The sequence below is a fragment of the Natrialba magadii ATCC 43099 genome (assembly GCF_000025625.1).
In the GTDB taxonomy this organism is placed as follows: Archaea; Halobacteriota; Halobacteria; order Halobacteriales; family Natrialbaceae; genus Natrialba; species Natrialba magadii.
The window spans coordinates 1,041,617-1,067,923 of sequence record NC_013922.1 but is presented as its reverse complement, the minus strand read 5'-3'; the positions used below and the strand labels follow the sequence as shown (position 1 = coordinate 1,067,923).

Genomic DNA, 26,307 nt, shown 5'->3' with positions numbered 1-26,307 from the left:
GACTATGATCGGAATCGAAGGGGGAATCATCGGCGCGTTCGCTGTCGTCGGTTTCATCCTCGTACAGGCGATCGCCCTCTATGTCGCCTACGGCTGGCTCGAGTCGATCATCAAGACGATCCGCTCCGACAAGGTGAACTAATCGATGGAGATACTCGGACTCAGCCTGCCGCTGCTCGCGTTGTTCGTGAGCTTCGGCTTCATGGTCGGCGTGTTATTCGGCTTCTTCGGGATGGGCGGATCCTTCCTGATCACGCCGACCCTGTTGATCCTCGACTACCCGGCCTCGGTTGCGATTGGCAGCGGGCTGGCGTTTTACTTCGGCACCTCCGTCATCGCCGTATTGAAACACTACGACATCGGCCAGGTCGACTACAAACTCGGTGCGATTCTGTTCGTCGTCCTCTCGGTCGGGATCGAACTCGGCAGTCGGCTCGTCTTCGCCCTCGAGGCACTGGGGATCGCCGAAGTCGTCACAGGAATCGCGTACATTGTCCTGCTCGCTGGGATTGGGGCGCTGTTCCTGCGACGCGCCTACAACCTCGAGAACGACGAGAGCGACGCGAACGACGAGAGCGACACGGACGACGAGAGCGACGCGAACGACGAGATCCCAGCGATCGGACAGAAGATCCAGTCGTACAACGTGCCACCAATGATCTCGTTGACCTCCGGCGGTCGGGCCTCGGTGTGGACGATCTCCGGCGCGGGCGGCGGCGTCGGTCTCGTCTCGGGGCTGATCGGCGTCGGTGGCGGCTTCATCCGCATGCCCGCCATCCACTACCTGATCGGCACACCCCTGACGGCCGCGGTTGGGACGAGCCTGTTCGCCGGGCTGTTCTCGGGTGCGTTCGGAACCTTCACCTACGGCATGTCCGGCAGCGTCGACCTGACAGTCGTCTCGCTGTTGCTGGTCGGCAGCGCCCTCGGCGCCAAGATCGGCTCCGCGGCGACGACGATCGTCGAGGAGAACGACGTGATCGTCTACTTCGGGCTCATGATGGTGTTTGCCAGTATCGGCATCGCGCTTTCCGAACTCTCCGACTGGCTCGGCACCGGTTCGCTCGAGTTCGTGAGCGTCCTCCTGTTAGTCGGGTCGTCGTTTTTCGTCGCCGCGATGATCCTCTACCAGGTCGTTCAGCAAACCGGATCGGACGAATCACACGCGCAAACGACCCTTGACGGAGGCGACTGATGTCTCCGCGGGGACGACAGCACAGCACTGCTACTACCGGACAACAGCCAGCATACATTCGATCACGTCTCGGCACCTGTCGCGTCCCGCGACGGCGTCTCGAGTGCGATCGGCGTATGTATCGTTTTGTCCGGCAGTATGAACTACCCGGGGCCATCGATACCGCACTGCTGCGTGTTTCGCCGTGATTCCCGTCGGCTGTATCGTTGGCCTGTACACCCACCAGAACGGCACGGCTGATGTGTGGGCCAGCGATCACGGATTGCAGGGCAGTGACTGCACGACGTTACTCGCGCAGACGGACGCGGACGATAAGGCTATCAAGCGGTTTCATGCCACACGATTGAGCGCCCACTTCACAGACTCAACGCTGTAATCAGAACGAATCTAGACACACACTCATATACAATGACACGAACACGATGGAATCGGTGCACGACCTGTTACTTCCGGTCTCGTAGTGATACTGCCGGACAGAGACCACTGACGAGCGTTCGACAGGTTGGAACAGCGAACCCCCAGATCCGGCAGTACGAGTGGGGACGACTGTGCCAGCAACGGCCGACGAGAGACCGGAGAGTCACGACCGGCAGCTCCAGGCGAGGTGATGGCAAGCGATGACGAGCGATTTGCAGCGCGATCTCGGTCTCCCAGCGACGACAGCGATCGCGATCGGTGCGATGGTCGGGAGCGGCATCTTCATCCTCCCGGGAATCGCGTATGCGTCGGCTGGCCCGGCAGTGGTCCTCGCCTACCTGATCGCAGGACTGCTCGTGTTGCCGGCAGCGTTGTCGGCGTCCGAGATGGCAACGGCGATGCCGGAAGACGGCGGCTCGTACGTCTACGTCGAGCGGGGAATGGGGCCATTGCTCGGGACGATCGCCGGTATCGGGAACTGGTTCATGCTCTCGTTCAAAGGCGCACTCGCGCTGATCGGCGGCATCCCGTACCTCGTCTACGTCGCACCCGGGCTCGCGGAGTACATTCTTCCGATCGCGCTCGGGCTGGCGCTGCTGTTTACGATCCTGAACGTCGTCAGTACGAAAAGCACCGGCAGCCTCCAGTTTGCGATCGTCGGCGTGATGGTGCTGGCTATGGGGTACTTCGTGGTCGGTGGCCTCCCCGACGTGACGCCATCGCAGACTGCTGGCTCGTTCGATCTCGCATCCGAGGGAATCCTCGCAGCGACGGGACTCGTGTTCGTCTCCTACGCTGGGGTGATCAAGGTCGCTGCGGTCGCCGAAGAGGTCAAAGACCCCGGAACGACGATTCCGCGAGCGATGATCGGTTCGCTGCTGGTAACGACCGCCCTCTACGTGCTGATCGTCTACGTCGCCATCGGTGTCGCACCCGACCTCTCACCCGGTGGCGGGTTCGTTCCCGAGGGTGGTGAAGAGGTCGCGTCGATCGCGTACGCGGCCGAGGCTGTCCTGGGCGAGTTTGGTGCGGTGATAATCGTTATCGCGGCGCTGCTAGCACTGGCATCGACGGCGAATGCAGGCCTGCTGTCTGCCTCGCGATTCCCGTTCGCGATGGCCCGCGACGGCCTCGTTCCCGAACGATTCGAACACCTTCACGACCGATTCAAGACCCCCGCATTCGCGGTCGCCGTCACTGGCGGCGTGATGATGGTCATGATCGCGACGCTGCCGATCGAACAGGTCGCGAAGTTCGGATCGGCGTTCCAGATCCTCGTGTTCATCCTCGTAAACCTGGCCGTCGTGGGCTTCCGTGAAGGTGTTGTCGACGACTACGATCCCGAGTTCGTCGCGCCGCTGTATCCCTGGACCCAACTCGTCGGGATGGGCGGCGGCGTGATCGTCCTCACGCAGATGGGAACGGTCCCGTTCCTCGGCGCAGTCGCCATCACGCTCGTCTCGATTGCCTGGTACGTTGGCTACGCCCGACCACGGATCGACCGGGAAGGAGCAGCACGGGCCGGCGCTCGAGAGAACGTCAGCCGAAGTGCGCTCGACCGAACGCGAGAACTGTTCGAGTCGGACGAGGAGTACGACGTTCTCGTGGCGATTACCGATAATACGTCTCCCGATGCCAGACGTGATCTGCTTCGGATGGCAACCGACATGGGACGGCTCCGGTCGACGACGGTTTCGGTCGTGGAGTTCGTCGACGTCCCCCATCGGATGTTCGACGGCGATCACGCCGACGTGTTCGCGGACGATCCGCCCGAGTGGCTTCCCTCCGGTGACGAGACCCCGTCGTGGTTCCCCGAGAATCACGACGTCCATCGACCGGCACGCACGTCCGGCGGAGCCACGGACGACGATCGGCGACCGGTGACGGACACGCGTATCGAGTACCGGGAGATCGACAGCGAAGATCACAACCGGGCAATCGTCGACTTCGCTACCTACGGCAACTACGATCTGATCGTTGCCGAACGCGACCGGGCACAGTTCCACCAGCGGCTGTTCGGCGGTGGTACTGACTGGCTACTCGAGAACGCACCCTGTGACGTGCTGCTGGTCGACGACGACGGCTTCGACGGCGCGGACGAAGTTACCGTCGTCGCCAACCGCGGGGCCTACGATCCACTGAAGTTGCTGTTCGCCGACGCGGTCGCCGAGGAGACGGGTGCCGAAATCAATCTCTTGCAGGCGATTTCGGCGGACGCCCCGGAGAGCCAGCGCGAGACGATCGAACGGTATCACGAAGAACTGTTCTCGATACTGACGGTACCGGCCCGATCGACCGTCATCGAGACCGACGACGAGATCGCTGGCCTGGCGCGATTCGTCGGCGATGCCGACCTGCTCGTAACTGGCATCGACCGCACCGGAATGAGCGCACGGCTCCTCGGGCGTCCGGGTAATCGACTCGTCGAACGTGTGGACACGACTGCCGTTATGGTCCAGACCCACGACGGCCGTCGTTCCGGCCTTCTCCAGCGGCTGTTGATGAATCATCTGTTCAACTGACGACCACCGTCCCTTCGTGGTTTTTCTGTCTCGGTCCGTGTTAATATCTGACACAGCCTGAAGGCAACCGTTCGTCTGTCTCCTCATAATTCCCATCAAACGGTACTTACAGGTAGTACAGTGGACCAGAGACCGGTTTCGATGGTCAAACCAGAACAAACAATCCGCCGCCGATGATACCACTAGTCATGGGGGAGTCTAGCGAGACAATAGAGGTTAGCCTGCGAGATGAGAACAGAAACTCGAAACCGAGTCTCGTAACTACCGAAGCGATTGCAACGTTTGAAGAGGTCGAACCAGAATCGCTTTCAATAGATCGTGGAATTAGATTATACGACCACGTTGATCCTGATGCCCTCGATAAACTAGTGTCCGGCGATGGAGACGTTTCTGTGCGCCTCGATATTGAGGGGTACCAGGTGGAAATGACAAATTCCAAATTGACAGTAGAGGAGGCTTAACGTTTGTAACTAATTGCTGAGCAGTTCGTAGCTGCAGTGAACGGGTGGATCGGTCTCGAGAGAACGATAGGAACACGATGGAACTCCTTCTCCGACAGCCTCGTCCGCCTCATCAACTATCCGTCGTCCGCAGATTGCGCAAGTAGCGGCTGCAGTCGGTGTAACCAGAAAGCGAGTCGATCAGGCGGTTCGTCCCGGCGGAACGAGGAGGACGTTCCCGTCTGCGTTCGCGATGACCGATTCGGAGACGCTCCCAAGCAGCAGTCGCCGGATCCGACTCCGGCCACGCGAGCCGAGCAAGGTCGTCGTCGGTTCGTATTCGGTCTCGGCCGCGAGGATTTCGTCGACGGGATCACCGTCTCGAACGTCCGTGGTGGCATCGACACCCCACTCCTCGAGTCGACCAGCTAGTTCGGCGAGTCGCTGCTCGGGGTCGTCATCCCCGTCAGGACCTGGACTGGTTTCTGTCTGGACGTGGACGAGCGTCGCCTCCTGGGTCGCGTGATGGAGATAGGAGAACGACTCGAAGGCGCGGTCCGCGTTCTCGGAGAAGTCCGTCGCGTACAGCGTTCGTTCGAACAGGTGTTTCTCGACGAGTTGTGGCTCATCGACCCCGCGTTCGATTCGGTTGACGAGCAACGGAACGACCGTCGTCCGTGCGAGGTTCCGCGTCGTCGATCCGATAAGTCGGTTCTCGAGTGGACTCTTCCCACGTGACCCGACGATCGACAGGTCGGCTCCGATCGATTCCGCGATGCCGTTGATCCGACGATGGGGTGTCCCACGGACGACGTGGGTTTCGACACCGAGTCCGACCGCTTCGATCACCTGCTGATAGCGCTCGAGTGTTCGTCGCCGCCGCTTCACGTGATCGATGCCAGGCGTTCCGGCGTGGACGTTGTCCGGAACGACCGTGACGAGATGGAGTTCATCGACGCCGATTCGGCCGAGACAGTCGAGACACGTCTCGGTTTCGATCGCGGCTTCACTGGCTGCAGACAGGTCTGTCGCGTAGACTGCTTTCATACGTTCTACTCGGCTCGGGCACTACCTATTTGTGATGGTTCACGCATCTAGAGCGACCCTGGTCGATCGTCGCCCATCCTTCCGTCAACATTTTCCGCTACTCGACGATCCACTCCGCAATTGACCGAAAATCGTCCCGTTCGACTCCTTTAGGCGTCGCAACTCCCTAGCCACAACCTGTATGATCACTACCGTTACGCCCGACAGCCGGTCTGACCACCCGTCACGACCGACGCCGAATCGGGTCCAGACTGTACTACGGGCTCTCTGTCCAGAACGATGAAGACGGATCGTCTTCGCGAGTTCACGTTCACGCTGACGTACGACGAAGGCGAAGACCCGGTGGCAGACATGTATCACAGCCACCCGAATCTCGAAGCACTAACGATCGACGTCACGACCGGTCGGACGTCGTTCGTGCGACTCGTCCAGCTCAGGGGCCCACCGGAAGTGGCCGACCGCCTCCAGACGGTCCTCGAGGACCGTGATTATCTCCCGCGAGCAATCGGAACGGATCGATGTTGTGGGACGAGTACCTCCTATCGCCTCGAGTGTGCACCGAGACAGCGGCTAATATACGTCTACGTCGAAGACATCTGCGACTGTCAGTCAGTCTACAATATCGCCTCGGAACACCTCCAGCGGGGAACGATTATCGAGCGAAGACAGCACGATGGTCGGGAACGGTGGCGGCTCCTGATGCGGTCCGACGAAGCGGTCGGTGAGCTGTTCGAACACATCGAAACGGCCTGCAGGAACGGTGTCACCGTCGAGGCTGGACAGCTCGGAGAAGCGACCGAGTGGCACGGAGACGCGTTCGTCGATGACGAGTTGACCGGGTCACAACGAGAGGCAGTCGCACAGGCGGCTGCACGTGGGTACTACGAACGGCCCCGTGAAGTCACGGTTGGGGAGCTTTCGGCCGAACTCGATATCCCGAAGTCGACGCTCTCCTATCGACTTCGGATGGCCGAGTCGAAACTTGTCAAGCGGTATCTGGGCCGGTATACCGATGCCGAGACTGACGACGCTCTGGGAAGTTGACGTTCGTCTTCGCGACCCTGCTCAGAACAGTTATCGGTCCCCGTTCGGAGTCGACGTCGCTGCCACAACGCGTACCCAGACCGCGAATGGCCAACGCGTGCCCAGACCGCGAATGGCCAACGCGTACCCAGACCGCGAATGGCCAACGCGTGCCCAGACCGCGAATAGCTGTCCCTGTTGTTTCATCGTCGATACACCCGCAGATCAACTCTGAGGCGGCTGTCTGATCGGTATCGTCACATCGTGGTTCATTCTCCGCTATAATTACCAAAATTTCACAACACTAGGTTGTGGTTCGGCAATCGAATGTGCTTTTATCCGAATGATTAGCGTGGTTTGGGTATCGAAACTTGGACATAGACGAAGAATTACTTACCATGGCTGAACCGCTACGCACGGATATCGAGTGACACCATATGCACGCTAGCCAACCGACGTCGGCAACCGACGCCGTACTTACGGTTTTAACGACCGAGATCTGGCCGATACTGGCGTTTCTCACGCCGGAACTCGCCAGCCGGATCCAGTTCGGCTGGACGATTACGATCCATATCATCTTCGCTGCACTCTCGGTCGGACTCGCACCGTTTCTCGTCTATTTCACCGTCCAGGAGGTTCGGACGGGAAAGCAACGCTACGCGCGTCTCAGAAAGTTCTGGACGAAAATTTTCGCCGTCGGATTCATTATGGGAACCGTCACCGGCATCCCGATGGGCTTCATGTTCGGGACGAACTTCGCGGCGTTCTCACAGACCGCCGGCGAACTGATCGGCGGCCCGCTTTCCTTCGAGGCCAAGATGGCGTTCATGATGGAGGCCGTCTTTCTTGGCGTCTTACTGTTCGGCCGTGAGCGCGTCTCCGACTGGTTCTACGCGCTCTCGTCGTTCATGGTCGCACTCGGTGCCTGGCTCTCTGCGTTCTGGATTCTCGTCGTCAACTCCTGGATGCAGACGCCACGCGGGTACGAGGTCGTGATGGAAGACGGCCTCCCGATCGCCCAGCTTACCGATCCGATGGCGGCGTTTTTCAATCCACGATTCCCCTGGATGTACGTCCACATGCAAAATGCCGCGGTCATCTCGGTGACCCTGCTGATCGCTGGCATCGCCGCCTACTTCGTCTGGAAGAACCGCGACAGCGAGGTCTGGAAGACCGCCCTCCGCGTTACCGTCGTCGTCTTGCTCCTGACATCGGCGTTCCAGGCCATCCACGGCGACATGTACGGCCGTCACGTCGCCGAAACCCAACCCCACAAGTTTGCCGCCATGGAGGCCCACTACGAGACCGGTCAGGCCGACCTCCACCTGATCGCGATTCCAACTGAACTTGAGTCGATTACTGATCCGCGAGCGGATAATCTCTATACGATCAGTATCCCGCACCTGGCGTCGTTCCTGGCGGAGGGTGATCCGACCGCCGAGATCACCGGGCTCAACGACTTCGAGTACGAGTCACCGCCCGTCGCCTGGGTGTTCTGGTCGTTCCGGGTCATGGTCGGACTTGGCTTCTGGTTCATCGCGCTCGGGGCCTGGGGGACCTACCGGCTCTGGCGCGGTGGGCTCGCCGACGATGATCGGCTCCTGAAGGCGCTGATGGTCTCTTCACCACTCGGGTTCATCGCCCTGATCACCGGCTGGTACGTCGCCGAGATCGGTCGCCAGCCCTGGATCATACAGGACGTGCTCACGACCGCAGAGGGGGTCTCACCGCCGCTTTCAGGCACGGAGGCGACGCTGACACTGATCGCGTTCGTGATCGGTTACGTACTGCTGTTCAGCGTCTTCCTGTACGTCCTGAAACGGATCGTGGACGAGGAAGCGTCCCGACACGAGGTTGGGATCGAAGAGGACAATCGCCCAGACTCACCGGGGGTGACCGCCGATGACTGAGATACTCTCGGACTCGTCGTACATGATCGAGTCGTTGCCAGAGGTATGGTTCGGGCTGGTCGTCTTCGCGCTCGGCGTGTACCTCCTGCTAGACGGCTTCGACTTCGGGCTCGGCATCCTGTTTGCCGAGGCTGACGAGTCGGACCGAGAGGTGCTGCTCGCGGCTTTCGGCCCGCTGTGGAAGGCCAACGAAGTCTGGCTCGTCCTGTTCGGGACGGTGCTGTTCGCCGGCTTTCCCGCGGTCTACGCCAACATTCTGTCGCGTCACTACCTGCTGGTGTTTGCGATCTTGCTGGCGCTTTCCCTGCGCGGACTGGGATCGAAACTCCGGGAGGAACGCGACGACGAGGAGTGGGTTCGCTTCTGGGATGCCTGTTTCGTTGCCGGGAGCATCGCGTCACCCTTCTTGCTCGGCGTGTTCGTCGCGAGTTGGGTGCTTGGCGAGGCCTCCGCGCTGGCGATCGCCCCACTCGTCGTCGGCGTGACGGTCGTCGCGCTCTCGATCGTTCTCGGTGCAGCGTTTCTCGGCGTCAAAACGCGGGGGGAACTCCGTGATCACGTCACGCGACGTGGGCGTCAAGCAACGGGAATTTACGTCGGCCTGTTCGTACTGACGGCGATCACGCTGTTCGTCCAGTACCCTGGCCTCCACACCGTATTGCTGTCGGCGTCGACTGCAGCGATCGTTGTCGCCACGGTCGTGTTTTCGATTGCCACCGTCTTCGCCGCGTTCCGCGAGCGCTACCACGCGGCGTTTCTCGGAGCGGCAGGACTCGCGGCCGCGTTCGTCGTCTTCGTCGGAACGCTGCTCTACCCTGCGATCGATCCCGCAGCCGGACTCTCGGTCCGTGATGCCGTCGTCTCTCCGCTCCCGCTCAACATGACGACGATCTTTGCGGCCATCTTCATGCCGATCATCGTTGGCTACTTCCTGTTTCTGTACTCCCTCTTCAGCGGACCGGCGACGCCCGAACAGAGTTACGGGTAAATCGATTCGGGCCCGATCGAATCGGCGTTCGAACGACGGGGTGCGAGCAGACCGCCGGCTACACCCCGCTGGTCGGGACCGAGACAGTCGATAGTCGAAGCCAGAGATGTAATATCGAACATTATTATGTTAGTCTAGTAAGAAAGGCGTACAGCGATTCCCGGGCACTTATCAGAGAAAGCGTGGCAACAAACGTCTTTACCTCTCTGTTTTGCATTCTTTGATTGCACAGCGTTTCAATTGCATCGTTTCTAAACAAGCGAGGGACATCAAATTGCCGTCGGGCGAAATCTGTATTTCAAGCGGTTTGGTGGCGATTTTCGGTCAGAGGTACGCTTGTCGACCAGCCCTATCCAGAATATATCGTGTTTCAGTCATTATACTGTGTTTATATGATTTCGTAACTGTTCTTTAGCCGCTCTCTCGGTCTGAGCAGTGATGCGACTAACCACTATTTGATGACTGATCAAGCCGAAGTCGCCCAACCCAGGTCGCTCGCGCCGACGGAGTTGGGCTCCCCGTCGACGAATTCACGGATGTCTCGGTGAGTTTGCGTGCCCGATCGTTGTCGTGATCTCACGCCCCACCCCACCATAAACATTGTAAGGCAAATTCTCGTCGTAACTATTTTCGTTAAGGAGAGTGGAGGTAGTACCGTACATATCCATGGCATTTGTGAACCGGGATCCAACGGAGACGACCGTGCTGAGCGGCCATCGCGCCAAGACACCTACCTGCACATCATGAGCGAGAACTACTACGAGCGACTCGTCGACGAGAACGCACTGGCGGCCTACCTCACGGAGCACCTCGGCGAGGTCGACGACTACGCGGTCGAGCGACACCAGGAGGGCCACTCGAACGAAACGCTGTTCGTCACCTGGGGCGACCGCGATCTCGTCATCCGCCGGCCGCCACCGGGCGAAACCGCTGACACCGCACACGATGTCCTCCGGGAGTATCGCGTCACGAACGCCCTCGTCGACACCGACGTGCCCGTTCCCGAACCGTTGCTCGCCTGTGACGACCACGACGTCATCGGGAGCGACTTCTACGTCATGGACCAACTCGAGGGCGACGTGCTCCGGGCGGGCGAACCGGAGCGGTTCGCCGACCCCGACAGGCGAGCACGGATCGGTGAGGAACTTGTCGACACGCTGGCGTCGATCCACGCCGTTGACTACGAGGGCGTCGGTCTCGAGGAGTTCGGTTATCCACCGGGCTACACCGACCGGCAGGTCGAACGTTGGGGCCAGCAACTGATGTGGGCCTTCGAGGTGACGGCCGAGGAGCGCGAGGTGCCGGCCCTCTACGAGGTCGGCTCGTGGCTCCAGGAGAACGCGCCCGACGAGCACCCGCACACGCTCGTCCACGGCGATTACAAACTCGACAACGTGATGTTCGGTCCCGGCGACTTGCCGGAGCTGATCGGCGTCTTCGACTGGGAGATGGCGACGCTCGGTGATCCACGGGCCGACCTTGGCTGGATGCTCTCCTACTGGCGGGACGCGAAGGATCCCGAGCCGGCGATTCCGGAGTTGACGACCCGATTCATGGAACGTGAGGGGTACTCGACACGCCGCGAACTCGTCGACCGCTGGGAGGCTCAAACCGGCTTCGAGTTCGAACACGAGCGCTTCTACCGTGCACTCGCGGTGTACAAGCTCGCCGGCCTCGGCGAGATGTTCTTCCGGCGGTTCCTCGAAGGAAACAGCGACGATCCGATGTACCCGAAGATGGAAGACCGCGTTCCCGCACTCGCCGCGCGCGCACAGCGAATCATCGACGGAGAGGAACCGCTCTGACCGCGCCGTCGATCAGCCCGTCATCCCAGAGCAGTCTTACTCAAGTTCACACAAGCGCGCCGACAGCGAACAGCTGTTACACTGGACTCCCCGGACTTAACGATGGTAACTTTCGCCGGTGGAGTTAAGGCACTCCCGGTCGACGAATCGCGTATGTCATTCGACAGCATCGACCGCGTCACCGTCCTCGGCGCGGGGAACATGGGACACGGCATCACCGAAGTCACCGCCATGGGCGGCTACGAGGTCACGATGCGCGACATCGAGCAGGACCTCGTCGACGACGGCTACGAGCAGATCGCCTGGAGCCTCGAGAAACTCGAGGAGAAGGACCTGCTCGCCGAGTCGGCCGACACCGTCCTCGGCCGGATCGACACGACGACTGACCTGAAGGAGGCAGTCGCCGACGCGGATCTCGTCATCGAGGCCGCACCCGAAAATCTCGAACTGAAACACGACATCTTCAGCGATCTGGAGGAGTTCACGACGGAAGACACGCTGCTCGCGACGAACACTTCCAGCCTGCCGATTTCGGACATCGCGGAAGTCCTCGACACACCCGAGCGCGTGCTTGGCCTGCACTTCTTCAATCCGCCGGTGAAAATGGACCTGGTCGAGGTCATCTACGGTCAGGAGACGACGGACGAGGTCGCTGACGCCGGCTACGAGTGGGTCGAGTCGATCGACAAGACGCCGATCTACGTCCGCAAGGACGTCCGCGGTTTCGTCGTCAACACCATCGTCGGTCCGTTCGGCGGCGAGCCCGCGTTCATGGTCTCGGAGGGCGAGGCGACCATCCGAGGGGCCGACGCCACGATGGCTCACGAGCGCGGCTACCCGATGGGACCGTTCGAACTCGCTGACCTGACCGGGATCGACGTGGGTTACCACGTCCGCAAGGAGGGCGGAAGCCCGATCCCGCCGATCACCGAGGAGAAAGTCGAGGCCGAGGAACTCGGCCAGAAGACCGGGAAGGGATTCTACGACTACGCAAACGGCGACGGCGCGGACTACCAGCCCGAGGACGCGGGCGACTTCGACTGGCTCCGCGTCGAAGCGCGCATGGTCAACCGCGCCGCGTTCCTCGTCGGCGAGGGCGTCGCCAAACCCGAGGAGGTCGACACCGGCGTCCAGCTTGGCCTTGGCTTCCCTGAGGGGATCTGCCGCCGCGCGGACAAGATCGGACTGGACACCGTTCTCGGGAAACTCGAAACGCTCCACGAGGAGACCGGCGCAGACCGATTCGAACCACACTCCTATCTCGAGGACCTCGTCGAGGAGGACAAAACCGGCGAAGACGCCGGACAGGGCTTCTACGAGTACGACACCGACGACGGCGCGCTGGATTCGTACCACAACATCAATGTCGACCTCGCGGACGGCGTGCTCGCACTCGAACTCGACCGCCCCTCCCGGATGAACGCCATCTCAGGCGACCTACTCGAGGAGGTCGACGACCTGTTCTCGACGGTCGACACCGACGACGTGCGCTGTGTCACCATCGAGGGCGTCGGCGACCGCGCGTTCAGCGCCGGTGCGGACATCGGTGGCTTCGGCGGGACGGAGCCAACTGACATGATGGACGTGACGCCCGCCTTCGAGACGGTCAACGACTTCCCGCGGCCCGTCGTGGCCAAGATCGACGGCTACTGCCTTGGGGCTGGACTCGAGCTCGCACTTGCCTGTGACCTGCGCCTTGCGACCGAGCGCTCGTCGTTCGGCGCGCCAGAGATTGGTCTCGGACTGATTCCCGGCGGGGGCGGCACGCAGCGCCTTATGCGCGTACTCGGCGAAACGCGGGCAAAGGAACTCGTCTTCCGTGGGAACCACATCGACGCCGACCGCGCCGAGCAGTGGGGGCTGGTCAACCGCGCGGTCGCTCGCGAGGAGTTCGACGACGTGGTCGGCGAGTTCCTCGACGACTTGCGAACCGGCCCGCCGATCGGCCTCAAGGTCGCAAAGAAGGTGATGAACGAGGGCCAGGACGCGAGTCTGGAGGCTGCGCTCGCGATGGAGAGCCAGGGCTTTGGACTCCTGTTTACGACCGAGGACATGCGTGAGGGGACGGCTGCGTTCGCGGAGGATCGCGAGCCTGAGTTCGACGGAAAGTAACGGACTCGTTACTTGTTACTCGTCAGCTCGCTCCTCTCCCAGATCCTCGTAGATTCGCGGATCCGTCTTGAACTTGAGGACGTTGTGCACCGCCGAGTTGCGCACGTTCGCGATTACATCACCGTACTCCGTGTAACAGTCGTGAATCCACCGCGAGACCTCCTCGCGGTTGCGGAACATCATCACCGTCTTCCACTGGTACTCGCCGTCCGAGAGGAAGAAAAACAGCGTGTGCTTGTCCTGCTTGATGTGCTCCATCGCGTCCCGCCAGCGGTCAGCGAAGTTCTCCGCGTTGAACTTGAACTCGAAGAGCGCAAAAATGTAGTACTCCTCGTTCGGGATGATTGCCTCACGGAACACGCCCTCGTCACGCATCCGGCGAATGGACTCGCTGACGGTGACGTGAGAGACGTCGATGTCGTACTGCTCCTCGAGTACGGTCGTGAGTTCGCGCGAGGAGAGTTGCGGGTCGTTCGAGAGTTCACAGAGGATGGCGATGTCGCGGTCTTTGAACTCCCAGCTCGGTGCGTCGTCGTTCGTGGATTCGTATGTCATCTGTGGTCTGTGTCGTGGGTCGGTAGGGGCCGTTGGGTATCGTCAGGGCCGAACGTACTGGCCACGTCGGCCGTGCCGGCTGTGACTGCAGTCGAAAGCTGATCCAGGGTGACGTGTGGCCAGAGGGGCTTCACAGTCGCCCGTTGATCAGCCCGATCGTTCAGACGGTGACTCTGTTTCGTTTCCATTGTAAAGTCACTTTGGGAGTAGTCAAGAAGAGAACCCGAAATGATGGGTTACCGAATTAGTAAGAAATATTGTGGGAAGAGTGGCGAACTCAGCAACTGCAGCGAAGGATAACGTGAGCCAAACGAACACCACGTGGCGTGAAACGCAGACGCCCTGTGACAGACCAGGGCCTGCTCCGTTCTGGGTGAGTGTTCTACCGGAAGCCGAACCAGACGCAGATACAAGAGATAACAGTCGTGATTGGTCCCGATGAACGAATCACTACGCAGTGGTTTCGGCTCACTCGAGATCCGTTCCCAGAGCGAGTGTCACTGCCGCTCGTTCAGCCGGTATCGGTATGAACAATCAGATAGGAATGTATATCAGACCTCAGTTATTTTGGTCCGTGTCCTCACGAGCACTCCCGTCGAACGACGGCGTCCGCCGATTCAGGAACGCATCCACGCCCTCCTCGTGTGCCGGCGTCCCGTACGCCAGTGACTGGGTGAGTGCCTCGTACTCGAGTCCATCCGACCACGACCGGCCCAGGTTGTCGTGGATGGCGCGCTTTGCGAGGCCGATGTTGGCGGTCGGCTTTGCAGCGAGTGTTTCGATGCAATCCGCAACGCGGTCGTCGAGATCGTCGTCGGAGACCGTTTCGTTGACCAGATCGAGGTCTGCGGCCGTCTCGGCGTCGATCAGTCGGCCGGTGAGCACGAGGTCCTTTGCGGTGCGCAGCCCGACGAGTTGCGGGAGCGTGACCGAGCCGCCCATGTCGGGGACGAGGCCGACGTTGATGAACGTCGCGCCGAATCTGGCGGAGTCGGCGGCGTAAGCGAAGTCCGCGGCGGCGACGAGCGAGAGACCCGCGCCGACGGCGTCGCCGTTGACCTTCGCGATGATCGGCACCGAACTCGTTAGCAGCTGTTCGGCGACCCGGCCGACGGTTTCCCGAACCCGGTCGGCGGCTTCCTGTGGCGTCTCGTCGCGCTCGGCCATCGCCTCGATGTCGCCGCCGGCGCTGAAGGCCTGTCCCTCGCCCGTCAAAACGACGGCGTCGAGGTCGTTCGGGTCGAGGGACTCGAGTTCGGCCGCCAGCTCGCGGGCGACCTCGGCGGTGAACGCGTTCCGGCTGTCGGGGCGGTCGAACGTGAGGTAGCGGACGGCGTTGTCGTCGTGAACCCGCATCTGTTCTAGGCCGACTCGCCGCTTGTGGTCTTGATGAGGAACTTCATGTCGCCCTCGAAGACGACAGTGTCGTCCTGGTTCGTCATCACGGTATCGAGGACGACGAGGCCGGCGTCGTCACGGCTGCTGACGTCCTTCTTCTCGGTGACCTCCATCTCGAGCGAGAGCGTGTCGCCGATGTAGACCGGGTTCGGGAGGTCCATGTAGTTCATCCCGAGGAAGGCGAAGGCGGTCCGCTCGACGATGCCGGTCCGGTAGACGAAGCCGGTCGCCTGGACGAACGTCATCGGGCCGTGGGCGATGCGCCCCTCGAAGGGGCCGTCCTCGGCGTAGTGTTTGTTCGTGTGCAGTTCGGTCCAGTCGCCCGACAGCGCCGAGTGCATGACGAAATCGGCCTCGGTGACGGTCCGACCGACGCTTTCGAACTCCTGGCCTTCTTCGAAATCCTCGAAGTAGTGTGGCTCGTAACTGTATGCCATACCTAGAGCTTCGAACCAGTCTACAAATAGTTTGTCACGAAGACGGGTCGGCGCAACGCACCGGTGGATTGATATCGCCGACGGCGAGGGGTTCGGCTTCAACGCCAACCGCGACGACCCGCCCAACAGCCGCAACCGCTACCGGTGGTCGTACACCCGTTTCACCTTCCCGACCTCCGTCCGTTCGATCTCACCAGGCCCGACGAGCGTCAACTCGTCCGGCGTGAACGAAAGCACGTTCTCGAGTCGCGTCAGCAGTCGGTCCCGCAACGTCTTACGCTCAGCCCCACTCAGCCCAGCCTCGTGCTCGACCGTCACCGCCATCCTGTCGAGGCCGTCCTCCCGCGTAAGATCGATCCGATAGTACGGCTCGACGGCATCGAACTCGAGTACCACGTCCTCGATTTCGCTCGGGTAGCAGTTGACGCCGCGGACGATGATGAGGTCGTCGGCGCGGCCGGTGACGTTGTCCATGCGGACCATCGTTCGGCCACAGTCGCATTCGTCGGTGGTCAGCGTCGTCAGATCGCCCGTCCGATAGCGCAAGACCGGGAGCGCCGCTTTCGAGAGCGTCGTGAGGACGAGTTCGCCCTCCTCGCCCTCGGGCAGCACCTCGCCGGTCGTCGGGTCGATCACTTCGGGATAGAAGTGGTCCTCCCAGATGTGCAGGCCGTCCTGGGCCTCGTGACACTCGATCGAGACCCCGGGGCCGATGATCTCCGAGAGGCCGTAGAGGTCGATACCGGTGACGCCGAGGCGCGCTTCGATTTCCTCGCGCATCGGATCGGTACAGGGCTCAGCACCAAAGATGACGGTCGAAACGGGGAGGTCTGCCACGTCGATACCCATCTCGGCCGCCGTCTCCGCGAGATACAGCGAGTACGACGGCGTACAGCAGAGCGAATCGCTCTCCAGATCCTGGAGGAGTTCGATCTGGCGCTGGGTCTGACCGCCGCCGACTGGGATCACCGTCGCGCCGAGTTCCTCGATGCCGTAGTGGAGGCCGAGACCACCGGTGAACAGCCCGTAGCCGTAGGCGTTCTGGACAGTGTCACCCGGTTCGACGCCCGCTGCGGCGAGCGAGCGGGCGACGACCTCGCTCCAGACGTCGATATCGCCCTCGGTGTAGGGGACGATTTTCGGCTTTCCGGTCGTCCCCGAGGAGGCGTGAATTCGTTGCACATCCTCGTCACCGACGGCAAAGAGGCCGTCCGGATACTCGTCACGAAAGTCCTCCTTCGTGGTAAACGGCAGGGCGTGAATGTCTTCGACGGTCTGGATATCCGCTGGCGCGACACCGGCCGCCTCGAGTTCGTCGCGGTAGAAGTCGACGTTCTCGTAGGCGGTTCGAACCGTCTCTCGGAGCCGTTCGTTCTGTAACTCCCTGATCTCCGTCCGTGGGACCGTCTCTCGCTGCGTGTAACCCATCTTCGATCGAACATCTACGGCAGTAAACAAAAGTGGTGGGGTGTGAGAACACACCACTGTTTAGTGAGTGAAAGAGGTGGTGAGGACCGACAGTACAGCGACGAACCGACACCGGAGTTCAACTGAAAATCTGGCGGAACAGTGCCTCTTCTGCCCGCCGAAGCCGTTCCAGAAATGCCGACTTGCTGATCCCCAGTTCCGCCGCGACCGACTCCGAGGACGTCTCACGAGGAATCGCGAAGTAGCCCATCTCGAGTGCCGTCCGGATACACTCCTCCTGGGCTGGGGTGAGGTCCCACCGCTGGGTCGGCGTCTCCCTGGCTTCGGCCTGGAGCGGGTAGACGCGTTCGAGTCGGACACCGACCGTCTCCCCCGCGGCTTCCATGACGCCCTTGAGAACGTCTCGGCCAACCACAGCACCAAAGATCATAGCCGCACCGTCGCGGTACTGGAGGGTTTCGACAATCAGGCCGGCATCGACGAGCCGGTGGACCACGCAGGGCTGTTTCGAGAGACAGCGGTACCGAGAGCGCCCGTTCGTTCGGGAGACGTGGAGGTAGCGAATGCGGTCATCGGACTCGAGTTGGTCGACGAGCGCGTCGGACTGGGCGGAACTGAACTGGAGGAGGTCGTAGCCGTCGTCGCGCCGCTGTGGTGGACGGGCGTCGACGTCGATTCCGTCGCCGACGGCGCGGGTTGCCTCGGCGAGCGGGCAGTCGTCGTCGTGGACGCGAAATTCGACGGCGAGACACTCCTCGATCATGGTACCTGTGGTGTACCGGACACCACTGTGCTATTTAAAGCCCGTGTATATGGCAGTGAACCGCTAAGGGCGTTTCTAGCCACTAGTGTGGTATGATGGATCTTAACACAGTGAAGGAGCGCGCGGGGCCGCGGGAGTTCAGCCCCGCGGACGACCTTCCCAGGGAGTACCGGGAGGCGGCGACCCGGATGATCGAGTTCCACGCCAACAGCGAGATCATGGGGGCGTACCTCGAGCGGCCGTTCATCCGCCAGTCGCCGAGCATCGACCGCAAACTGGCGTTCTCCGCGAAGGTCCAGGACGAAATCGGCCACGGGCAGTTGCTCTACCGCGCGGCGGAATCGCTCGGCGTGAAGACTCGCGAGGAGATGCTCGACGACCTCGCAAACGGCGACGGCAAGTTCCTCAACTGCTTTCACTACCCACTCAAAAGCTGGGTCGAAGTGCCGATGATCTCGTTCTTCGTCGACGGTGCGGCCATGCGCCGGCAGGCGACCCTGCGCCGGACCAGTTGGGAGCCCTACGCCCACGCCATGGATAAGGTGTGCTTCGAGGAAGGCTTCCACGTCAAACACGGCGAGGATATCCTGAAGGAGCTGATGACTGGCTCCCGAAAAGAACAGCAGTTGACCCAGGAAGCCTTCGAAGAGTGGTGGCCGCGTATCATCCAGTTCTTCGGCCCAACTGACGACAAGAGCACCCACCACGACTTCGCGTCCGCAGTCGGGTTAAAACAGCAGTCCAACGACGACCTGCGAAACGCCTTCCTCGATCAGTACATTCCGAAGGCGCGCAAGTACGGCCTCGAGATTCCCGACGAGCCACGCATTCGCGAGCGCGACGACGGCACCTACGCCGTCGAGGAGGACGACCTCGACTGGGACGAGTTCTTCACCATCGCGAAGAACGAGTACGAACCGGGACTGGGCCAGATCAACGGCCGCAAGCACGCGCAGGAGGCCGTCGACTGGGTCCGTGAAACGATCGAAGCAGACACACCCACCGCCGGTGGCCACGAGCCACAGGCGGCCGACTAATCATGATCTGGGAAGTCTTCCGCCAGGCGAAGACCGGTGAGTACCACACCCACTGTGGCAACGTCCACGCACCCGACCGCGAGATGGCCAAACAGTTCGCCGCCATCCAGCACGGCCGGCGCAAACCAACGAACAGCCTCTGGGTCGTCCCACGCGAAGAAATCGGCGAAGTCGGCAGCGACGAAGTCGCCTTCGGCGGCACAACGGACAAGAGCTACCGCTGGGCGACCGCCTACAACACGACCGGCACCGACGCCCGCGAGGTCGTCGAATCCGAAGACGAGCAAGCGACCGCCGAGAAACAACGAGGTGACGACTGATGGCGACATCAGATTTCAGTGACCCCGAGAACCTGAGCGCTCGCGAACGCCAGGCACTCGAGTCCCTGATCAAACGGCTCGCCGACGACGAGTTCGTCCTCGCCGAGCGCTACACCGAGTGGCAGGTCCGCGCGCCGACACTCGAGTCCGACCTCGCGCTGGCGAACAACGCACAGGACGAACTCGGACACGCCCGGCTCTGGTACGACGTGCTTGGAGACCTCGGATACACGGAGCGAGAACTCGTCTACGAGCGCGATCCGGCGGAGTTCCGTCACAGTACGCTCGTCGAGCTTCCCTTCGAAGAGGGCGACTGGGCGGACGCAGTGCTCCGGTCGTATCTCTACGACGTGGCCGAGGAGCTTCGACTGGAAGCACTCGAAGACTCGTCGTCACCGAAAATTGCGAACCGAGTCGCGAAGATTCAGCAGGAAGAGGGGTATCACCGCGAGCATGCCCAGAACTGGCTCGAACGGCTGGCCGAGGGCGAGAGCGACAGTGGAGAAGGCCACGAGCGACTGCAGGCAGCGCTCGACCGGCTGTTTCCGCATGCGCTGACGATCTTCGAGCCGTGTGCGCCGCCACGCGACGCGAGCGACGCGAGCGGCGACGAGCCGCGAGCAGCCGGCTCCGACATCGAGGCAGACATCGTCGACCTCGGTCTCCGAACCGCGACACTCGAGGAGCTCGGTGAGGAGTGGCTCGCGATCGTCGTTCCATACCTCGAGTCGCTCGGCCTCGACGTTCCCGAGAGCGGGCAGACAGGTGACGGCGAGTTCGAATTCGAGGTCACCCAGGAGACGCTCCCCGACGAACGCGGCCGGGACGGCACCCACACCGACGCGTGGGTCGACCTCTACGACGACTTCACGCACACCTACCGCGAACTGGGGCGCAGCGAGCCAACGAAAATCATGGAAACTCCGGAGTGAATCAGAATGAGTAGCAATCGTCCAGAATCGACCGAGACCGATGCAACGCCCTGCGCCTACACCGAGTACCGATCGGCCGATGGCGACGTTGCCGCAGAGCTCCCAGCAACTGGTGCGGACGCGACCGGACTCGAGTCCGATATCTGGGAGGCCCTCTACGAAATCGAAGATCCGGAGATGCCGATCAGCATCGTCGACCTCGGGCTGATCTACGGCGTCAACGTTGCTGAGGGCGTCGCGACCGTCGACATGACGCTCACCTACTCGGGCTGTCCGGCGCGAGAAATGCTAACCGAGGAGGTCGAGGAGACGGCAGCGGCGGTCGAGGGCGTCGACGACGCCGAGCTTCGGCTCGTCTGGAATCCGCCGTGGACGGTCGATCTGGTAACCGAACAGGGGAAAGAAGATCTGCGGGAGTTCGGCCTAAGCATCTGACAGTGAGCGTGAACCCATGAGGAGACACACCAACCCGGACCCGAGCACCACGACGAGCGGCGAGACGACGGGCGCGTCGTGTCCGTACTGCGAGTCGACGAACACCGTCCGCGAGCACCCGAAAGGGCCGTCGCTCTGTCGATCGATGCACTACTGTAACGAGTGCGAGCAGCCCTTCGAAGCGTTCGGGTGACTGGCAAAGACCGACCGTCCACGCCGTCCGTTCGGACCCGTTCGCTGACAGTGCGAACGGTGCAAGTCATCGTCAACGACCTGCAGAACTAGCCACCCGACTGCCACATTTATTATCGATCGTGCGACACTGTGAGGCATGGACACCGAAGCCTTCTTCGAGGGTATGCCCTTCGCATCGCTGCTTGGCATCGACGTCACGGAGTGCGCCGACGGTCACGCCGAAGGGGAACTCGAGATGACCGAGGACCTCTCCTGGAACGAAGATCAGTTGATGGCCCACGGCGGCGTCACGTTCACGCTAGCGGATACTGTCGGCGGGGCTGCACTCGTCTCGCTGGTCGACCAGCCGGTGCCGACGATCGACATGCGGATCGACTACCTGTCGGCCGGGACGGGAGATCTCTATGCCGAGGCCGAGGTCGTCCGCTGTGGCAGCGACGTGGGCGTCGTCGATGTCGACGTGTACGCGGCTGAAGACGAGACGCACATCGCCGATGCGCGTGGCGTGTATAAGACGGGATAGCGCGCGACAGCAGAAACAGCCAAAATCAAACTCGAAGCCTCAGACCGACTCGAGTCCGTGCTCCTCCCGAAGCACGTTGATGTACTGGCGGAAGCCGGATTCGAGATCGTACTCGGGGTCGTACCCCAGATCGGACTGAGCAGCCGTCATATCCAGATTCTGCGTCCAGGGAAGTTCGCCGTCGTCGGAGACGTCGATGTCGGCGTCCGGGAGCACGGTTTCGACCGCCTCAGCAGCCTCGCGAACCGTCGCGAGGACGCCCCGGACGTTGTACACGCGCTGGGTGAGCTCGTCCTCGGGTGTAAAGGCCGCCTTCCGGAACGCCTGGGCGATGTCCGCGACGTGTTGCCAGTCGATGGCCTGGTCGCCGTAGTCGACGCTGTAAGGCTCGCCGAGCGCCGGCTTCTCGATGATGTTCGCGAGGAACGCCGAGCCGCCGGTTTCGCGGTACGGACCGTAGGCGACGGTCGGCCGGAGTGCAACGTGGTCAAGGCCGTACTCCTCGTGGTAGACTCGTGCCTGGTGCTCGTTGTACTCCTTCGTCGCGCCGTAGAGCGTATCCGGGTAGACGAGTTCGCCTTCGTCGACCCAGTCGGCGTCGTAGTTGTGCGGCGGGGCGTAGGCCGCCGCGGAAGAGGCCCAGGCGACGCGCTCGACCTGCTCGTCGAGCGTACGCGCGGCCTCGAAGACGTTGTTCGTCCCCAGGATATTCACGTCGGCCGCCGCGCGCGGGTTCTCCCGCGCCGTCGTCGTCAGAAGCGCAGCGAGGTGGATGATGTGCGTCGCGCCAGTCTCCTTGACCGCTCGGATGACTTCCGTCGGCTCCGAGATGTCGCCGCGGCGGACCTCGACGTCGTCCGCGACGCCGAGTTTCTCGAGAATCTCCGTGTCCGTCGAGAGATCGTAGGCGACCACATCGTGGCCGTACTCGAGTAGGTCGCGAGCGACGTAGGAGCCGATAAAGCCGGTGCCGCCGGTCACCAGGACGGTGGCGTCGGCGTGCTCGCTCGTCATCGCTCGCTCACCACGCCATCTCGAGTGCGGTCTGTGCGGAGTAGCCCACGAACGGAACAGCCGCTGTGCGCGAGGGGTTCTGTCATACAGTCTCACTGTCGCTGGCTAGTGACTTTGCTCTACCGGTGGGGTGCACCCGGAGAGACCTGGGCCGACGATCGACCGGTAGTGAAGCCCAACCGCGAGACGAAACGCGCCGGTACGATTTATGACACTGTGTGTGAAAAAGAACCGTGATCACGTGATGTACAAGCACGTCGCACTCCTGGTCCGTCAGGATGACCGCTCTCACGAGGAGTTCGTCGACTACTGGCAGACCAATCACACCCCCATCGCGAAGGAAATCGAGGGCGTCGTTCGCTACCAGCAGGTGCTCCCGACCGACCCCGAGAACGCCGAATTCGACGGCATTGCCGAACTCTACTTCGAGACGCTCGAGGACTTGCACGCCGCGCTTGGCAGTCCCGGTTCGCGCGACTACGATCCGACAAAGGATGTTGCCGCAGAGGCCCGGCGAGACGTGGACAACTTCCTCGCGATCGACGAGCGACCGCGCCTCATCGGCGAGGAAATCGTCCAGAAAGACGAGGTCAGCGGCGATACTGACGGTCTCTACAAGCACTCGGCGTTCCTCGTCCGCCAGAACGGGATGAGCCACGAGGAGTTCGTCGACTACTGGCAGGAGAACCACACGCCCATTGCCCGCGAGATCGAGGGCGTCGTGAAGTACAACACGGTGCTTCCGACCGACCCCGAAAACGCCGAGTTCGACGGTGTCGCCGAACTCTACTTCGACGATCTGGAGAAGCTGTACGATGCGCTCGGCAGCGAGGGCTCACGGGACTACGATCCGGACCGCGGCAAGGCAAAGGAGGCCCGCGAAGACGTGAACAACTTCCTCGCGATCGACGAACGCCCGCGGCTCATTGGCCGCGAACGACTCGTCACAGACGAGGGGTGACGAGCTGATGACTGACTTCGAAACACAGGTCCGCGACGCCTTCCCCGAACTCGAGTCCATCGAGGACGAGGGCCTCCGCGAGCAGGTCGTCGAGGCGTGGGTGCTCGGACTCGAGCGCGGCGGCTGGCAGGATATTTCGGATATTCCCTACGCCTGGAATATCGACGAGGTGACCAACGTCGAGCACGTCCGCGGTGTGGCACGGATCGCGATCGACGCCGCCGCACAACAGCGTGAGTTCCACGGCGCTGCCCCCGATCTGGACACCATCGTCGCGGCGTGTCTTCTCCACGACGTGGGCAAGTGCTACGAGTACCCGCCGTTCGTCGCGGACGACCTGCTCGACGACCCCGACCCGCGCTACGTCAGCGAGGAGATTCCCCACTCGATTTCGGGCTATGCGCTCGCCCACGAGGTCGGCTGTCCGCTCGCAGTGCAGCGGGCGATTCCGCACTTCCTGGGAGAAGTTCCGACGCGGACGCTCGAGGCCGAACTCGTCAAAAGTGCCAACTCGGCGTCCTCGAACGCGATTACGCAGTCCGCGATGGGGATCACGCTGCAGGAGTGGGTCGAGGAGTACTCGCAAACGTCCTGACGACGTCATAGCGGCACATGAGCGGACAGACAGCTTGTGTTCGAATAGCGGGAACACACTTTTTACAGTTCCACGTGAGAGTGGATCTATGACAACACACTCGGATCACCGACCCGTCGAAACCGTCGAGACGGCGATTGACCTGCTCGGCGTGCTCAAACAGGCCGGACGGACAGGCATGGGCGTTACCGAGGTCGCAACCGAACTGGGACTCGCAAAGAGCACCGCACATCGCCACCTCCAGACGCTCGCCGACCGCGGCCTGATCGTCCGTGCGGGCGACAGCTACCGCCTCAGTTCCTGGTTTCTCGACTACGGGATTCACGTCCGGAACCAACACCCACTGTACGACCTCGCTAGACCGAAGGTGGACGAACTCGCCGCCGAAACCGACGAGAAGGTCTGGTGTGTGATCGAAGAGGACGACATCGGGGTCCACCTCTACGGCGCAACGGGAAAACACTCGGTTACGACCCACGCTCGCGTCGGCAATCGCACGCCCCTACACCAGTTCGCCGCCGGCAAAGCGATCCTCGCGAACCTCCCGGACGGACAGATCGACCGGATCATCGACGGCCACGGGCTGAACGAACGGACGCCGCAGACGATTACGGACCCGGGCGAATTGCGGGCCGAACTCGAGTCCATCCGCGAGCAGGGCTACGCACTCAACCGGGAAGAGTCCGTCCCGGGCGTCCACGCTGTGGGTGCGCCAGTCCGAGACGAAAACGGGCACGCCATAGGGGCCATCAGCATCGCCGGTCCCGCAAACCGGCTTCGCGGTGAGTTGCTCACGCAGGACCTGCCTGATCTCCTGCTCGGTGCGGTCAACGAGGTCGAGGTCAATCTGGCTCACGTCTGAGCAGGCCTCGTCAGGGATCCTCTTCGCCACTACTCGTAACAAAATTGGGTTAGAGCCCTATTATCGCCAATTCTGTAACTGTGTTCGAACAGATCGAACAGGGGTCTACGCGCGAGAACTGACGGTTAATCACCCACGTATTACAGGTGTACACCCGTAATATGCTGTGCTGTTCCGTGTACGTAACTGGAACTGTGTGCCGACACTGCCGGTTACTCGTGATTTCGCCATATTGCTGTTCCCACTATTCGAACAGGACGGGATGGTGTGGTGGTGAGAAAGATGGAGGGGAATGGATAGAGGGGACTCGAGTACCCCTACCACAACCTCACTCATCCAGTCCGAGGAATTCTTCTGCGTTTTCCCAGAGAATCTTGCGCTGGGTTTCCCCGTCGAACTCCAGTTCAGCGAACTGCTCGAGCCACGGTTTGGGTTCGAGCATCGGATAGTCAGTGCCGAACATGACTGTGTCTGAGAGCAGCGTCTTGGCGTAGTGCAGCACCTGATCGTCGATATAGCGCGGCATCCAGCCCGAGAGGTCCATGTAGACGTTGCCCTTCTGCTGGCAGATAGCGAGTTGTTCTTTCTCCCAGGGGTAGGCCGGGTGGGCGATGAGAATCTGCAGGTCGGGGTACTCGGCCGCCACGTCGTCGATCAGCATCGGATTGCCGTACTTGATCTTCAGCCCGCGACCGCCGGGCGAGCACACGCCGAGCGTCGAGTTTCCGCCGTGGAAGACGACGGGCACGCCGAGGTCCTCGATGGTCGCCCAGAGCTCGTCGTGTTCGGGGTCGGAGGGATCGAATCCCTGGGCGATTTGCTGGAACTTGAATCCCGACAGCTCGAGGTCCTCGACGCAACGGATCGCCTCCTCGACGCAGTCGTCCTTGAGCGGGTCGACGGAGCCGAAGCCGATAAAGAAATCGTCGAACTCGTCGCGGACGTCGGCGACGTAGTCGTTCGGGACGGGCGGGTTGCCGGTGTTGGTCTCGGCGTCCCAGCCAAGCAGGATTGCTCTCCCGACGCCGGCGTCGTGATACTCCGCGCGCATATTCTCGTAGGTGTCCGTCTCGAGATCAGCGCCGAAGCGGTCGGCGGCGTCGCGCATCATCTGGCCGCCGGCATCGTGGAGGAACTCGCTGGTCGGCTGGTGGGCGTGCATGTCGATTGCGCGTGGCTCGTCAGCGTCGAGCACCGTCGGCAAGTCCATGTGTGGATTGACAACGTGCGTCTACATGTAGCTTCGGACGAATGTACTGCCGTCGACCGAACAGTATGAAATCCGATAGTATCTAAATCATACCAGAAGGTTATATTGTCGGCCACCGTCACTACCCAAATCCCATCTCGAGGGCATAGTTCGTATAATGGCCGTTTGCAGTCCGAGAGTGTC

The 26,307-nt window shown here is 61.7% G+C and carries 26 protein-coding genes; 18 read left to right on the top strand and 8 right to left on the bottom strand.

Annotated features, from left to right (window positions below; all coding sequences use genetic code 11):
- Positions 1–4 precede the first annotated feature (4 nt).
- The 4 genes from NMAG_RS21990 (at position 5) to NMAG_RS04970 (ending at position 4,595) form a co-directional block, all read left to right on the top strand.
- The gene (locus NMAG_RS21990; protein ID WP_004216893.1) at positions 5–142 is read left to right on the top strand and encodes a DUF7512 family protein; all 138 of its coding nucleotides are present in this window, start codon (positions 5–7) and stop codon (positions 140–142) included.
- Positions 143–145: 3 nt separating this feature from the next.
- Positions 146–1,195: a sulfite exporter TauE/SafE family protein gene (locus NMAG_RS04985; RefSeq protein ID WP_004216892.1), complete on the top strand. Its 1,050-nt coding sequence runs from the start codon at positions 146–148 to the stop codon at positions 1,193–1,195.
- 617 nt (positions 1,196–1,812) lie between these two features.
- Positions 1,813–4,134 carry an amino acid permease gene (locus tag NMAG_RS04975; RefSeq protein WP_004216889.1) on the top strand — a complete coding sequence of 774 codons (2,322 nt, stop codon included), beginning with the start codon at positions 1,813–1,815 and terminating at the stop codon, positions 4,132–4,134.
- 188 nt (positions 4,135–4,322) lie between these two features.
- The gene (locus NMAG_RS04970) at positions 4,323–4,595 is read left to right on the top strand and encodes a HalOD1 output domain-containing protein (protein ID WP_004216887.1); all 273 of its coding nucleotides are present in this window, start codon (positions 4,323–4,325) and stop codon (positions 4,593–4,595) included.
- A 180-nt stretch (positions 4,596–4,775) separates the two neighbouring features.
- Here the strand turns inward: NMAG_RS04970 and NMAG_RS04965 are convergent, their stop codons facing one another.
- Entirely contained in the window at positions 4,776–5,621 is an 846-nt protein-coding gene (locus NMAG_RS04965; protein WP_004216886.1) for a universal stress protein, read from the bottom strand.
- 279 nt (positions 5,622–5,900) lie between these two features.
- Between NMAG_RS04965 and NMAG_RS04960 the strand changes: the two genes are divergently transcribed.
- From NMAG_RS04960 to NMAG_RS04940, 5 genes are all read left to right on the top strand, one after another.
- Positions 5,901–6,665 carry a helix-turn-helix domain-containing protein gene (locus tag NMAG_RS04960; RefSeq protein WP_004216885.1) on the top strand — a complete coding sequence of 255 codons (765 nt, stop codon included), beginning with the start codon at positions 5,901–5,903 and terminating at the stop codon, positions 6,663–6,665.
- A gap of 416 nt (positions 6,666–7,081) precedes the next feature.
- Complete coding sequence (locus NMAG_RS04955) at positions 7,082–8,554, top strand: cytochrome ubiquinol oxidase subunit I (protein WP_004216884.1); 1,473 nt, start codon at positions 7,082–7,084, stop codon at positions 8,552–8,554.
- Positions 8,547–9,542, top strand: a complete 996-nt coding sequence (locus tag NMAG_RS04950) for a cytochrome d ubiquinol oxidase subunit II (RefSeq protein ID WP_004216883.1) — start codon at positions 8,547–8,549, stop codon at positions 9,540–9,542. Before NMAG_RS04955 ends, NMAG_RS04950 begins: the two co-directional genes overlap by 8 nt.
- 743 nt (positions 9,543–10,285) lie before the next feature.
- Complete coding sequence (locus tag NMAG_RS04945; protein ID WP_004216882.1) at positions 10,286–11,347, top strand: phosphotransferase family protein; 1,062 nt, start codon at positions 10,286–10,288, stop codon at positions 11,345–11,347.
- Between the two features lie 153 nt (positions 11,348–11,500).
- Complete coding sequence (locus tag NMAG_RS04940; protein ID WP_049916411.1) at positions 11,501–13,459, top strand: 3-hydroxyacyl-CoA dehydrogenase/enoyl-CoA hydratase family protein; 1,959 nt, start codon at positions 11,501–11,503, stop codon at positions 13,457–13,459.
- A 15-nt stretch (positions 13,460–13,474) separates the two neighbouring features.
- Here the strand turns inward: NMAG_RS04940 and NMAG_RS04935 are convergent, their stop codons facing one another.
- The 5 genes from NMAG_RS04935 to NMAG_RS04910 form a co-directional block, all read right to left on the bottom strand.
- Positions 13,475–14,014 carry an Lrp/AsnC family transcriptional regulator gene (locus NMAG_RS04935; protein ID WP_004216878.1) on the bottom strand — a complete coding sequence of 180 codons (540 nt, stop codon included), beginning with the start codon at positions 14,012–14,014 and terminating at the stop codon, positions 13,475–13,477.
- A gap of 558 nt (positions 14,015–14,572) precedes the next feature.
- Positions 14,573–15,370, bottom strand: a complete 798-nt coding sequence (locus tag NMAG_RS04925) for an enoyl-CoA hydratase/isomerase family protein (protein ID WP_004216873.1) — start codon at positions 15,368–15,370, stop codon at positions 14,573–14,575.
- A 5-nt stretch (positions 15,371–15,375) separates the two neighbouring features.
- Positions 15,376–15,849, bottom strand: a complete 474-nt coding sequence (locus tag NMAG_RS04920) for a MaoC family dehydratase (RefSeq protein ID WP_004216872.1) — start codon at positions 15,847–15,849, stop codon at positions 15,376–15,378.
- A gap of 138 nt (positions 15,850–15,987) precedes the next feature.
- The gene (gene paaK / locus NMAG_RS04915; protein ID WP_004216871.1) at positions 15,988–17,277 is read right to left on the bottom strand and encodes a phenylacetate--CoA ligase PaaK; all 1,290 of its coding nucleotides are present in this window, start codon (positions 17,275–17,277) and stop codon (positions 15,988–15,990) included.
- A 118-nt stretch (positions 17,278–17,395) separates the two neighbouring features.
- Entirely contained in the window at positions 17,396–18,040 is a 645-nt protein-coding gene (locus NMAG_RS04910; protein WP_004216870.1) for a helix-turn-helix domain-containing protein, read from the bottom strand.
- A gap of 95 nt (positions 18,041–18,135) precedes the next feature.
- Here NMAG_RS04910 and paaA point away from each other — a divergent pair, with 95 nt between their 5' ends.
- From paaA to NMAG_RS04885, 6 genes are all read left to right on the top strand, one after another.
- On the top strand, positions 18,136–19,077 hold the full coding sequence (paaA, locus tag NMAG_RS04905; protein ID WP_049916404.1) for a 1,2-phenylacetyl-CoA epoxidase subunit PaaA: 942 nt from the start codon (positions 18,136–18,138) through the stop codon (positions 19,075–19,077).
- Positions 19,078–19,079: 2 nt separating this feature from the next.
- The gene (gene paaB, locus NMAG_RS04900; protein WP_004216868.1) at positions 19,080–19,397 is read left to right on the top strand and encodes a 1,2-phenylacetyl-CoA epoxidase subunit PaaB; all 318 of its coding nucleotides are present in this window, start codon (positions 19,080–19,082) and stop codon (positions 19,395–19,397) included.
- Complete coding sequence (gene paaC / locus NMAG_RS04895) at positions 19,397–20,329, top strand: 1,2-phenylacetyl-CoA epoxidase subunit PaaC (RefSeq protein WP_004216867.1); 933 nt, start codon at positions 19,397–19,399, stop codon at positions 20,327–20,329. The genes paaB and paaC overlap by 1 nt, the downstream gene beginning before the upstream one ends.
- Before the next feature lie 6 nt (positions 20,330–20,335).
- Positions 20,336–20,764 carry a 1,2-phenylacetyl-CoA epoxidase subunit PaaD gene (paaD, locus tag NMAG_RS04890; RefSeq protein ID WP_004216866.1) on the top strand — a complete coding sequence of 143 codons (429 nt, stop codon included), beginning with the start codon at positions 20,336–20,338 and terminating at the stop codon, positions 20,762–20,764.
- A 16-nt stretch (positions 20,765–20,780) separates the two neighbouring features.
- Positions 20,781–20,957, top strand: a complete 177-nt coding sequence (gene paaE / locus NMAG_RS21985; RefSeq protein ID WP_004216864.1) for a 1,2-phenylacetyl-CoA epoxidase subunit PaaE — start codon at positions 20,781–20,783, stop codon at positions 20,955–20,957.
- A gap of 138 nt (positions 20,958–21,095) precedes the next feature.
- The gene (locus tag NMAG_RS04885) at positions 21,096–21,482 is read left to right on the top strand and encodes a PaaI family thioesterase (RefSeq protein WP_004216862.1); all 387 of its coding nucleotides are present in this window, start codon (positions 21,096–21,098) and stop codon (positions 21,480–21,482) included.
- Positions 21,483–21,521: 39 nt separating this feature from the next.
- On the opposite strand, the gene NMAG_RS04880 is transcribed toward NMAG_RS04885, so the two are convergent.
- Positions 21,522–22,496 carry an NAD-dependent epimerase/dehydratase family protein gene (locus NMAG_RS04880; protein ID WP_004216861.1) on the bottom strand — a complete coding sequence of 325 codons (975 nt, stop codon included), beginning with the start codon at positions 22,494–22,496 and terminating at the stop codon, positions 21,522–21,524.
- A 244-nt stretch (positions 22,497–22,740) separates the two neighbouring features.
- On the opposite strand from NMAG_RS04880, the gene NMAG_RS04875 reads away from it, so the two are divergent.
- The 3 genes from NMAG_RS04875 to NMAG_RS04865 all read left to right on the top strand — a co-directional run bounded on the left by NMAG_RS04875 (position 22,741) and on the right by NMAG_RS04865 (position 24,914).
- Positions 22,741–23,457 (top strand): EthD domain-containing protein, encoded by a 717-nt coding sequence (locus NMAG_RS04875; RefSeq protein ID WP_012996453.1) that lies wholly within the window; start codon positions 22,741–22,743, stop codon positions 23,455–23,457.
- A 7-nt stretch (positions 23,458–23,464) separates the two neighbouring features.
- Positions 23,465–24,052, top strand: coding sequence for an HD domain-containing protein (locus NMAG_RS04870; protein WP_004216859.1), 588 nt, complete (start codon positions 23,465–23,467; stop codon positions 24,050–24,052).
- A gap of 88 nt (positions 24,053–24,140) precedes the next feature.
- The gene (locus NMAG_RS04865; RefSeq protein ID WP_004216858.1) at positions 24,141–24,914 is read left to right on the top strand and encodes an IclR family transcriptional regulator; all 774 of its coding nucleotides are present in this window, start codon (positions 24,141–24,143) and stop codon (positions 24,912–24,914) included.
- A gap of 328 nt (positions 24,915–25,242) precedes the next feature.
- On the opposite strand, the gene NMAG_RS04860 is transcribed toward NMAG_RS04865, so the two are convergent.
- Positions 25,243–26,124 carry an amidohydrolase family protein gene (locus NMAG_RS04860; RefSeq protein ID WP_004216857.1) on the bottom strand — a complete coding sequence of 294 codons (882 nt, stop codon included), beginning with the start codon at positions 26,122–26,124 and terminating at the stop codon, positions 25,243–25,245.
- Positions 26,125–26,307: the final 183 nt, after the last annotated feature.